Raw genomic sequence first — 9441 nt, forward strand, 5'->3', positions numbered from 1 at the left:
CGCGATGGTCGACGGCACCCCGGACGGCGCCCCGGACGGCGCCCCGACGGGCCCCGGCGGCGCGCGGCGCGCCCCGTGCGTGGTGGTGCTCGGGGTCTCCGGCACCGGCAAGACCACGGTGGCCCGGCTGCTCGCCGAACGGCTGGACGCCCCCTTCGCGGACGCGGACGACTTCCACCGCCCGGCCGACATCGCCCGGATGGCGGCCGGCGTCCCGCTCGACGACGCGGTGCGCGGGCCGTGGCTGGAGTCGGTCGGCCGCTGGCTGCACGAGCGCGACGCGGAGGGCGCCGGCTGCGTGGTCGCCTGCTCCGCGCTGAAGCGGCGTTACCGGGACATCCTGCGGGCGGCCTGCCCCGGCGCGTACTTCCTGCACCTGACGGCCGGCCACGACCTGCTGGCCGAGCGGATCGGCCGCCGCACGGGCCACTTCATGCCGCCGTCGCTGCTCACCTCGCAGCTCGCCACCCTCGAACCGCTGGAACCGGACGAGCGGGGCGCCACCCTGTTCGTCGGGCAGGCGCCCGAGCTGATCGCCGACACGGCGGCGGACCTGCTGGCGCGCCCGGGGGAGGGGACCGGGTGAGCGCGGTGCCGCGCCGGCCCAGTAGCCCGTCGGCCCGTCAACCCGCCAGGCCGTCCAGCTCGGCGTCCCAGTCGATCAGGGTCCGCTCCGTTCCCGCCGGGACGAGCCCGAAGCTCTCCCGGCGCAGCCAGCGGCGCAGCTGGCGGGCCGGCAGGTCGACCAGCACCGAGCCGTCCTGACCCTGGAGCATGATCCGCAGCGAGGCGCGGCCGTGGCAGGTGCAGGGCGGCCAGATCCGGACGTCACCCTGGCCCGCGGGCCGCTGCAACCCCTCCCACAGCAGCTCGCGGGAGAACTGCCAGGTGCCCGCCTCGGCGGCGGCGCCGAGGAACTCCAGGGAGACGGCGAACGGGTCGTCACGGCGGTAGCCGAACCGCACGGGGATGCCGAGGGACTGGTCCTCGCCGAGGATGATCCGGGCTTCGAGCACGACCTCGGTGCTCGCGGCTTCCGGGCAGGGCTGCGGGTTGGGGAGCGGGTGGGGCGCGGACATGGGTTCTCCGGGGTCGGGTCGGGCCCGGTACGGCGCCGATCGGTACGGGGCGAAGAGGGCCGTCCGCCGGACGGGCGGTGGCGCGCTGCTCTCGCCTCGGGCCCTGGGAGCTGAGCTGCCGGTGGACAGGGGAGAGGCGGGTTCCCGTCCAGGTTAGGCAGAAGCCTCGGCGGGACCTGTTCCGGCGGTGCACCACGGGATGACGATCCGCGCACCCTTCACCGCCGCGCCGGGGCCGGACGCGGTCGTACCGCCCGGTAGCCGCAGCGTTTCCGGGCGGTGAGCGGGCGTTTTCTCGTCCTGTCGAAGGGTTGGGTCCGGGGATTCGCCTCTTGTATGAATGCGACCGGAGGTTGCGCCTTCCCTTCCCGAGCCTTCCCGAGTCTTCCCCAGCGCCCCGCGGCCGAGCGGCAGGCGGCGCGCCACCCTGCCCCAGAACCCGCACAGAGCCATACGAACCGGTCGGAGCCCCCCCGTGATCCAGTCGGGTCCCTCACCCATGTCCGCAACCGTGCCCCACCAGCCCCACCAGCCCCACCAGCTTGACCAGCCCCACCGGACCGCCCACGACGGCGGCACCGGGTGCATCGACATCCTCCCGCCGCCGCCCGGCGCCGACCCGGACGACTGCCTCTACGTCGCCCTGCACCTCCAGGGCACGGCGTCGCTGCGCCGCGACGGCGCCGGCACCGCCCTGGAACCCGGCGACCTGCTGATCGGCACCACCCCGCACCCGACGGGCCTGCTGTCCGACCCCGGGTGCCGGATGATCCGCTTCCGCGTCCCCTGCTTCTACCTCGGGATCCGGCACGGCGACGTCGGGCGCACCGGCGGGCTGCTGGCCCGGGGCGACGAGGGCATCGGCTCGCTCGCCTCCCAGGTGCTGCGCACCCTCGCCGCCCGGACCGGCTCCCACCGCGCCCGGCCCGCCACCCAACTCGCGCGCAGCGTCTCCGACATCGTCGCCATCCTGGTGGCCGAGCTGCTCGAACGGGTCGACCCGGACCACCCGACCGCGCCGGCCGGGATCCTGGAGCGGATCCGCGACCACATCGAGGAGAACCTCTCCGACCCGGAGCTCTCGCCCGAGTCGATCGCCCGCTCGCAGCACATCTCGGTGCGCTACCTGCACAAGCTCTTCCAGCAGGACGGCACGACCGTCGGCCAGTGGGTGCGCGGGCGGCGCCTGGACGCCTGCCGCCGGGAGCTGGAGCGGCCGTCCCGCCGCCAGATCAGCGTCTCGGCCGTCGCCCACCGCTGGGGCTTCGTCAGCCACTCCCACTTCAGCCGCGCGTTCCGGGAGACCTACGGGGTCTCGCCGCGGGAGTGGCAGGCCCACGCCGCGCACGCCGACGCCCGGCAGCAGTCCTCCTGACCCCCCTCCCGCCGCCCGCTCGGCCCCGCACGCCGCCGCGCCCGGCCCCCGTCGTGGACGGGACCCGGGCGCGGCGGTACGGCCCTTCTTCCTCCTGCCTCCTACTTCGCCAGGAACGCCAGCAGCGCGGCGTTGACCTCCTCGGCGTGGGTCCAGAGCAGGCCGTGCGGCGCGCCCTCGATCTCCACGTAGTCGGCGGAGGGCAGCGCCTCGTGGAACCGGCGCGCGGTGTTCTCGATCGGCAGGGTGCGGTCGCCGGTGCCGTGCAGGATCAGGGCCGGGACGTCGATGCGGGCGATGTCGGCGCGGAAGTCCGTGTACCAGGTGCTCGGGGCGGCCGAGGCGGCGAAGGCGCCGCCGCTCGCCGCGACGTTCCAGCTGTTGCGGACGGCCTCCTCGCTGATCCGGGTGCCGAGGTTCTCGTCCAGGTTGTAGAAGTCGTTGAAGAAGCCCGTGTAGAAGGCGAACCGGTCGGCCTTCACGGCGGCGACGACGCCGTCGAAGAACTCCTTCGGGGCGGCGCCGTCCGGGTTCTCGTCGTTCTTCAGCAGCCAGGGCTCCAGCGAGGCGAGGAAGGCGACCTTGGCGATCCGCTCGGAGCCGTACGTCGACACGTAGCGGGCGGTCTCGCCGGTGCCCATCGAGAAGCCGACCAGCACGGCGTCCCGGACGTCCAGGGTCTCCAGGACGGTGTTGAGGTCGGCGGTGAAGGTGTCGTAGTCGTAGCCGGTGGTCGGCTGCGAGGAGCGGCCGAAGCCGCGGCGGTCGTAGGTGATGACCCGGTAGCCGGCGTCGAGCAGGGCGGCGCTCTGCCGCTCCCAGGAGGCCCCGTTCAGCGGGAACCCGTGGATCAGGACGACCGGCTGCCCGGTGCCGTGGTCCTCGTAGTAGAGCTCGATCGGAGCGGTGTTCTCCTGGCCGACGGTGATGAACGGCATGGTGAAGTCCTTTTGTTCAGGGGGGTGTGTCGGGGGCCGATCGGGCCCCTGCCGCACCGGTGCGGCAGGGGCCCGGATCACGGGGTGGCGGGGATCCGTCAGCCGGCGGCGTGCGGGTTGATCATCGAGTGGGCGTAGACCAGGCCCAGGCCGTAGGTGCCGCCGTGCTCCATGACCAGCTCGGTCACGGGGACGTAGGTCTCGCCGCGGGCCCAGTCGCGCTGGAGCTCCAGCAGCACCTGGATCCAGGTGACGGGCACGGCGCCGGCGGCGGTCATCCGCTGCAGGGCGTGCTCGTGGGCCAGTGGGCTGACACCGCCGGAGGCGTCGGCGACGACGTAGACCTCGTAGCCCTGCTCCAGCGCCGACAGCGCCGGCAGGACCAGGCAGACCTCGGTCCACAGGCCCGACAGGATGATCTTCTTGCGGCCGGTCGCCTTGACCGCCTCGACCACGGCCTCGTCCTCCCAGGCGTTCATCGTGGTGCGGTCGATGACCTCCTGGCCGGGGAAGACCTCCTTCAGCTGCGGGAGGATCGGGCCGGAGAAGGACTCGGCGGCGACGGTGGACAGCACGGTCGGCACGTTGAAGATCTTGGCGGCCTTGGCGAGGCCGACGGTGGAGTTGATGATCGCGGTGCGGTCGCCGCTGCCGGTGCCGAAGAACATCTGCGGCTGGTGGTCGACGAACAGCATCATCGCGTTGTCGGGGGTGAGCAGGTCCGGACTCGGGGCAGCGTGGACCGAGGCGATGTCTACCATGGTTATGTTCCTTATCAGCACAGGGAATTGACGTTGCGTCAGGCGCTTTCCCGGTTCCCCGGAGCGCTACGAGAGCGACGTTAGTGCGGGATCGCCGGCCGTTCTGCCCGCTCTGCGCCCGGGACTGTCCCGAGGGCGCACGCCCCGCGTACGCTCTCCCGAATGGACATCCGCACCGCCTCCGACGAGGACTGGCCGAGCATCTATCCGTTCTACGCCGCGATCATGGCGGAGGGTCGCACGTACGCCTTCCCCGAGCGGCAGACCCTCGACGAGGCGAAGCCCTGGTGGATGGAGCAGCCCCCGGGCCGCACCGTGGTGGCCGTCCTGGACGGAAGGATCGTCGGCTCGGCGAAGATGGGCCCGAACAAGCCGGGCCGCGGCTCCCACATCGGCACCGCGTCATTCCTGGTCGACCCCGCCCACCAGGGCCGGGGCGTCGGCCGCGCGCTCGGCGAGTACGTCATCGCCTGGCACCGCGAGCAGGGCTTCCACGGCATCCAGTTCAACGCCGTCGTGGAGACGAACGAGTCGGCCGTTCACCTGTGGAAGTCGCTCGGCTTCGAGGTCATCGGCACCGTCCCGGGGGTCTTCGACCACCCCGAGCACGGCTACGTCGGCCAGCACTTCATGTTCCGCCGCCTCTGAAGCGGCGAAGAGCCGCCTCTCGCTCCGCCGAGCGAGGGGCGGCCCCGGTTCCGGTCGGTCGCGTCAGCAGTTCACGACGGTCGTGACCGTCGAGGACGACGGGTACCAGCCGGGCTGGGTCACGGTGAACGTGGCGGTCACCTGCGAGCCGCAGGGCACGTCGCCGGTGACGCTGCCGATCTCCTGGGCCGGCCCGATGGCCGTGATCAGGACGGTCGGGTAGACGGTGCCGAGCGCCGGGTTGGTGATGCCGATGGTGCTCAGCTGGAAGGAGACCTGCTGGTCCTGCCAGGTCGAGCTGTACGGAGTGGCGCGCCCGAACGCGTAGACGTGGCCCTGGTTGATGTTGATACAGGCCTTGACCGTGACGTGGTTCGGTACGCCCGGGGTGCCGCACACGGTGGTGCCCACGGGGTTGGCGGAGGCGGACTGGACTCCGGTCAGCGCGGCCAGGGCGGCGGTGCCGGCGAGAACAGCGGCAAAGCGTTTCAAAGGGGTTCCTCCCTCGTTAGGTGTTCCCGGTGGAAACCGGGAACACATGTGACATGTCACATCGCTCTAGTCGGATTGTGACACGCCGCCACGAACGGGGATAGCCGCCCGCCCTGTCAGCAACCGGCCACCGCCGGGCTCAGCCGTCCTCGTAGTACCTGTCGTAGCCGCCCGCGTGCTCCTCCACCGAGAACCCGCCGAACGCGCCCTCCGACGCGAGCTCGCGGAGCCGCTCCAGTACGGCCGGCGCCAGGGGTGAGGGGTGAGCCGCGAGGTGGCTCTTCATGGCGTCGAGGCCGTGGCCATGGGTCGGCCCTCGCTCGATGGAGCGAGGGCCGATCATTGTCGCGTCAGCCGCCGTGGTGGTCGAACGCGCCGGCCTTGGTGCGATTGAGGAGGGCGGCGAACTTGGCAGGGGTGGTGCGGATGATGGCATCGGCGTCGTCGGACTCGCGGAGCTCGATCCCCTCGTCAGCGATACGGACCTCCACACACTCGTCGTTTGCGGCGGAGTAGCTGGACTTCTGCCAAGCAGAGCTATGCATGTTTGCTTGCCACTTCCTTCTTGATGGATCCGATGAAGCCTCGGGATTCCTCCTCGGAGAGGGCACACGAGTCGAATCGAGCGAGCAGGGATCGAAACTTTGCGATGTGGGCCGGGGTGTCGAAGATTCGGCCACCAAGGCCCGTGTCCATCTGTACGGTGTCCAGCTCGGGGATCGGTCCGTCGGCGTAGGTGAAGTTCTCGTTGGAGCTCGGCATGGCGTCGACGTCGAACGGGATCACTCGGATGGAGATGGTCGATTGCTCGGAGTCCTCGATGAGAGCGTCGAGTTGCTCGGCGAGAACGGTGGGACCGCTGAACTTCATGCGTAGCGCCGCTTCATGGATGAACGCCGAGTATGGCGTCGCGCCGGATCGGACGACGCGCTGCCGTTGCATGCGGAAGGCTGTCCTGAGGTCGACCTCGTGGCGTGGCAGAGGTGGGAAGGTTTCGGCGAAGACCGCAGCGGCGTAGCGGCCGGTCTGGAGCAGTCCGGGAACGAAGGCCATCGTGAAGGTGGTGAGCCGTCGAGCCTGGCTCTCGAACTCCGCGACATCGACGAAGTCCGTCGAGAGGACTCCTCGGTACTCCTCCCACCAGCCGGGCTTCTCGCGCTCCGTGATGATGTTCGCGAGGGCGGCGATCAGAGGCTCGTTGGCGCACATGCACGTCGCGGCGACCGTACGCAGCCGTTCCACGCTGATGCCGATCTTCCCGGCCTCCATCTGCGTCACCTGCGCGGGGTTCATGCCGACCGCGCGGCCGAGCTCACTGCCACCGAAGCCGGCCTGCTCGCGCATCCTTCGAAGCTCTGCACCAAGCCGACGCTGGCGGAGGGTTGGGTTCGTGCGAGCCATTGCTTCCTTCCCCGACAAGAGTGGCCCCAGTCTGCCGCGCTGCCGAGTCACGGTCCATTCTGGGCTTCGCGATGCCACGTTAGAGGGAATATCGCGGATCCATGGAAAATTTCTCATGGGCCTGCGTTATGGTCGTGCCATGTCGATCCGACGGATCGTCAGTAAAGCCTGTACTCACGGGCAGTAGGCGCCTTCTGCCCATCTCGCACCGAAGAGCAGCCACGCGTGGCATCCACCAGCCTCGTCCTGGCCTGGCTCACGGCGACGTGTCCGTCGACCTCTCGACGACGAACCCCACCGCACGACCCCCGCCCGGAGGTTCCCTCATGCGTGCCTTCACCCCGCCCGACTGGTCCACCGCCCGCGAGGAGCTGCGCGAGGCGTTGACCCGCGCCCACTGGCCGGACGACCTCGTCCACGACGCCGAGCTCGCCCTCCACGAGCTGTACGTCAACGCCTGGAAGCACGGCGGCAGCCCCGCGCCCACCGTGGTCGTCGTCCTCATCGGCGACCGCACTGTCCGCGTCTGCGTCTGCGACGACTGCCCCACCCTCCCCGAGCCCGACCACCCCGCCGACCCCTACGCCCTCTCCGGCCGCGGGCTCCACCTCGTCCGCTCCCTCACCCACCGCTTCGGCGCGGACCCCCGCAAGACCGGCAAGCGGGTCTGGTTCGAGCTGGACGCCGCCGCGTGAACGGCCCCATCGCTCCCCACGACCCGTACCTGCGCACCTACACCGAGCCCGAGGTCACCGCTCTCCTCCGTGAACTCCACGAGCGGGGCAAGCCCTTCGGCATCCAGTGGGGCTCCGCCCACGTCAACGGCACCACCATCGACGGCCGCCTCCTCATCCACTTCGGCGACACCTCCCTCGCCACCCTCCTCAACCTCCTCCACGTCCTCCGCGAGAGGGGCGACCGGCCGTGGGAGTCGTGACCCTCACCGCCGACCCCGACGTCCGCCACGGCCGTCGGGGCGTCGGAGCCCGCCGATGAGGCTCGGCGGCGCCGGCCTCCTGGTCGGCGCCGCCCTCGCGGTCCTGCTCGCGCTCGCCTTCGCCACCGTCTTCCTCGGCGTCATCGCGACCCTCCGGATCTCCTGGCCCGACGACCACCCCGGGCGCACGCCGTCGGTAGGCCACCCAAATCCAGCTGACAGCTCCGCCCGGCGCCGCAACGATGGGCCGGTGACCACAGGACAACCGGACCATCTCACCCTGCACATCGACTGCCCACCGCCCGGCGAGGGCGGCATCGGGGTCCGCCCGATCGTCAACGGCCGGGACTTCCTGGCCGACGTGCCCGAGAGCTACGACGGAATCGGACCCGCGTACGCGGGCGTGGGCCCCCGCTACCTGTTCGGCGACGACGGGCCGCTGCAGGCCACGGGCACGCCCCACGAGGTTCGGATCGCGTGGTCCGGGTGCGGCTACGAGAAGTGCTGCGGCGCCCTGTACCTGACGGTCGGGCGTGACGGCGAGCACGTCGTCTGGGCCGGCTGGCGCGACCCGGCCCGGCAGGACCTGGACCTGCCGGAGCTTCGGTTCACCGTGGACCAGTACGAGGCGGAGGTCCGGCGAGCCGGCGCGGACCGCAGTTGGGAGTGGACGGGCGGGGTGGTCGCCCGGCTGCTGGAAGCGGCACTGAGGCGCCAGGAGGACTGGCTCGTCAGGTGGGACTGCGAGGTGGAGGGCGTCGGGTCCTCCCGCACGGAGCCCGATCGGATCGACGTCGTCCTGAGACACCCCCGCGGCCGGGACGAGAACGACCAGCTCCAGTTCGGGATGGTGCTCCCGATCACTGCGGACGAGCCGTCGGAGCAGGCCGAGCACCTCGAAGCACAGCTCATCGCAGGCGACCCCCGAGCCGCCGCCGAGGTCTGGGGAGGTTCGCCCGAGCTCGCCGAGCGGCTGGGCTACCCGTGGCCGGACGTCCACCCTCTTCTCGGCTGAACGGCGAGCCCGTCCTCCGCGCGGCGGCGCTGCCGGAGCACTCGCCGCTCACCTTGGAAGCGGCTCAGCGGGCCCTGAGGGCCAGGGGACTCTGTGCGCAGGGCTCGAACTGGGTGGGGATTCTGTGAGGGGTGCGGGTCACACGCACAAGTGAATATCGGGCAATCCGGGTGCGGAGGGTCCGGTTCTCCCACTGTGCTGGGAACGCTTGGTCAGGCGGGGCGAGGGTGGCCGTCGGCGATGGGAGTGGGGGGACCGTGGAACGAGGACGAGTGCGGGCCAGGTGCGCCGCAGGGGGCGCGGTACTGGTGATGACGGGCATCGGCGGTTGCGGCACCCTCGCGGAACCGGTCCCGGACGCACCGAGGGTCGCCCGCGTCTCGACGCCGGCCGAACCGTCGGGCTCCCTGACCGGCTCGGAGGCCCTGGGCGTCGCCACAGGGAGCCCGCTGCTCCCCGTGGCCGGAGCCGCCGCCGCACTCTTCGTGGGTGTCGGCGGAGTACTGGTGCTGCTCTGGCGGGACCGCAGGACGGGGGTCCCGGCCCCGCTGCCCTCTCCCCGCCCCGGGCGGGGAGAGCTGTGACCAGGGACAACTTGCCCTGATCTCGGGGGAGGGGTAGTGTTCTCTAGTCGCTCGACAGGGAGCACCGGACACGCATTGGCGCGGACGGTCCCGGAGCGGCCAATCCTCTGGAAATACCAACGCTTCCCGCACGGGGTTTATTTGGCGTGTGCATTTTTGGGGATTGCGGCCGGATTCGCTTTTCGGAGCGGGGATCGGCTAGAGTTTGAAA

At 71.1% G+C, this 9441-nt stretch carries 14 protein-coding genes; 7 read left to right on the forward strand and 7 right to left on the reverse strand.

From position 1 onward, the window contains the following. Positions 1 to 4 precede the first annotated feature (4 nt). Entirely contained in the window at positions 5 to 586 is a 582-nt protein-coding gene (locus ACFC0B_RS39340) for a gluconokinase (RefSeq protein WP_376097882.1), read from the forward strand. Between the two features lie 37 nt (positions 587 to 623). Here the strand turns inward: ACFC0B_RS39340 and ACFC0B_RS39345 are convergent, their stop codons facing one another. Further along, on the reverse strand, positions 624 to 1079 hold the full coding sequence (locus ACFC0B_RS39345; protein ID WP_376097885.1) for an SsgA family sporulation/cell division regulator: 456 nt from the start codon (positions 1077 to 1079) through the stop codon (positions 624 to 626). 499 nt (positions 1080 to 1578) lie between these two features. Between ACFC0B_RS39345 and ACFC0B_RS39350 the strand changes: the two genes are divergently transcribed. Next, positions 1579 to 2454, forward strand: coding sequence for a helix-turn-helix domain-containing protein (locus ACFC0B_RS39350; RefSeq protein WP_376097888.1), 876 nt, complete (start codon positions 1579 to 1581; stop codon positions 2452 to 2454). Between the two features lie 101 nt (positions 2455 to 2555). Here ACFC0B_RS39350 and ACFC0B_RS39355 read toward each other — a convergent pair whose 3' ends face one another. Both ACFC0B_RS39355 and ACFC0B_RS39360 read right to left on the reverse strand, forming a co-directional pair. Continuing rightward, positions 2556 to 3392 (reverse strand): alpha/beta fold hydrolase, encoded by an 837-nt coding sequence (locus ACFC0B_RS39355; RefSeq protein ID WP_376097891.1) that lies wholly within the window; start codon positions 3390 to 3392, stop codon positions 2556 to 2558. 98 nt (positions 3393 to 3490) lie between these two features. Beyond that, on the reverse strand, positions 3491 to 4153 hold the full coding sequence (locus tag ACFC0B_RS39360; protein WP_376097893.1) for a hydrolase: 663 nt from the start codon (positions 4151 to 4153) through the stop codon (positions 3491 to 3493). A 162-nt stretch (positions 4154 to 4315) separates the two neighbouring features. Here ACFC0B_RS39360 and ACFC0B_RS39365 point away from each other — a divergent pair, with 162 nt between their 5' ends. Further along, the gene (locus ACFC0B_RS39365) at positions 4316 to 4801 is read left to right on the forward strand and encodes a GNAT family N-acetyltransferase (protein ID WP_376097896.1); all 486 of its coding nucleotides are present in this window, start codon (positions 4316 to 4318) and stop codon (positions 4799 to 4801) included. Positions 4802 to 4864: 63 nt separating this feature from the next. On the opposite strand, the gene ACFC0B_RS39370 is transcribed toward ACFC0B_RS39365, so the two are convergent. The 4 genes from ACFC0B_RS39370 to ACFC0B_RS39385 form a co-directional block, all read right to left on the reverse strand. Further along, positions 4865 to 5293 carry a hypothetical protein gene (locus tag ACFC0B_RS39370; RefSeq protein WP_376097899.1) on the reverse strand — a complete coding sequence of 143 codons (429 nt, stop codon included), beginning with the start codon at positions 5291 to 5293 and terminating at the stop codon, positions 4865 to 4867. Positions 5294 to 5432: 139 nt separating this feature from the next. Further along, entirely contained in the window at positions 5433 to 5579 is a 147-nt protein-coding gene (locus ACFC0B_RS39375) for a hypothetical protein (protein WP_376097902.1), read from the reverse strand. Positions 5580 to 5643: 64 nt separating this feature from the next. Then, positions 5644 to 5838 carry a DUF397 domain-containing protein gene (locus ACFC0B_RS39380; protein WP_376097905.1) on the reverse strand — a complete coding sequence of 65 codons (195 nt, stop codon included), beginning with the start codon at positions 5836 to 5838 and terminating at the stop codon, positions 5644 to 5646. Continuing rightward, positions 5831 to 6811 (reverse strand): helix-turn-helix domain-containing protein, encoded by a 981-nt coding sequence (locus tag ACFC0B_RS39385; RefSeq protein WP_376097908.1) that lies wholly within the window; start codon positions 6809 to 6811, stop codon positions 5831 to 5833. The genes ACFC0B_RS39380 and ACFC0B_RS39385 overlap by 8 nt, the downstream gene beginning before the upstream one ends. A gap of 209 nt (positions 6812 to 7020) precedes the next feature. On the opposite strand from ACFC0B_RS39385, the gene ACFC0B_RS39390 reads away from it, so the two are divergent. The 4 genes from ACFC0B_RS39390 (at position 7021) to ACFC0B_RS39405 (ending at position 9230) form a co-directional block, all read left to right on the forward strand. Then, positions 7021 to 7389: an ATP-binding protein gene (locus tag ACFC0B_RS39390; RefSeq protein WP_376097911.1), complete on the forward strand. Its 369-nt coding sequence runs from the start codon at positions 7021 to 7023 to the stop codon at positions 7387 to 7389. Then, positions 7386 to 7631 carry a hypothetical protein gene (locus ACFC0B_RS39395; RefSeq protein WP_376097914.1) on the forward strand — a complete coding sequence of 82 codons (246 nt, stop codon included), beginning with the start codon at positions 7386 to 7388 and terminating at the stop codon, positions 7629 to 7631. Before ACFC0B_RS39390 ends, ACFC0B_RS39395 begins: the two co-directional genes overlap by 4 nt. Positions 7632 to 7686: 55 nt before the next feature. Continuing rightward, positions 7687 to 8646, forward strand: coding sequence for a hypothetical protein (locus tag ACFC0B_RS39400; protein ID WP_376097917.1), 960 nt, complete (start codon positions 7687 to 7689; stop codon positions 8644 to 8646). A 257-nt stretch (positions 8647 to 8903) separates the two neighbouring features. After that, positions 8904 to 9230 (forward strand): hypothetical protein, encoded by a 327-nt coding sequence (locus tag ACFC0B_RS39405; RefSeq protein WP_376097920.1) that lies wholly within the window; start codon positions 8904 to 8906, stop codon positions 9228 to 9230. Positions 9231 to 9441: the final 211 nt, after the last annotated feature.

The sequence above is a fragment of the Kitasatospora sp. NPDC056184 genome (assembly GCF_042268405.1).
Classification (GTDB): domain Bacteria; phylum Actinomycetota; class Actinomycetes; order Streptomycetales; family Streptomycetaceae; genus Kitasatospora.

What these genes read in the sequence shown, in the direction of transcription:
- ACFC0B_RS39340 (WP_376097882.1), top strand. Translation starts at nt 5, where the DNA reads ATGGTCGACGGCACCCCGGACGGCGCCCCGGACGGCGCCCCGACGGGC.
- ACFC0B_RS39345 (WP_376097885.1), bottom strand. Translation starts at nt 1,079, where the DNA reads ATGTCCGCGCCCCACCCGCTCCCCAACCCGCAGCCCTGCCCGGAAGCC.
- ACFC0B_RS39350 (WP_376097888.1), top strand. Translation starts at nt 1,579, where the DNA reads ATGTCCGCAACCGTGCCCCACCAGCCCCACCAGCCCCACCAGCTTGAC.
- ACFC0B_RS39355 (WP_376097891.1), bottom strand. Translation starts at nt 3,392, where the DNA reads ATGCCGTTCATCACCGTCGGCCAGGAGAACACCGCTCCGATCGAGCTC.
- ACFC0B_RS39360 (WP_376097893.1), bottom strand. Translation starts at nt 4,153, where the DNA reads ATGGTAGACATCGCCTCGGTCCACGCTGCCCCGAGTCCGGACCTGCTC.
- ACFC0B_RS39365 (WP_376097896.1), top strand. Translation starts at nt 4,316, where the DNA reads ATGGACATCCGCACCGCCTCCGACGAGGACTGGCCGAGCATCTATCCG.
- ACFC0B_RS39375 (WP_376097902.1), bottom strand. Translation starts at nt 5,579, where the DNA reads ATGAAGAGCCACCTCGCGGCTCACCCCTCACCCCTGGCGCCGGCCGTA.
- ACFC0B_RS39380 (WP_376097905.1), bottom strand. Translation starts at nt 5,838, where the DNA reads ATGCATAGCTCTGCTTGGCAGAAGTCCAGCTACTCCGCCGCAAACGAC.
- ACFC0B_RS39385 (WP_376097908.1), bottom strand. Translation starts at nt 6,811, where the DNA reads ATGAGAAATTTTCCATGGATCCGCGATATTCCCTCTAACGTGGCATCG.
- ACFC0B_RS39390 (WP_376097911.1), top strand. Translation starts at nt 7,021, where the DNA reads ATGCGTGCCTTCACCCCGCCCGACTGGTCCACCGCCCGCGAGGAGCTG.
- ACFC0B_RS39400 (WP_376097917.1), top strand. Translation starts at nt 7,687, where the DNA reads ATGAGGCTCGGCGGCGCCGGCCTCCTGGTCGGCGCCGCCCTCGCGGTC.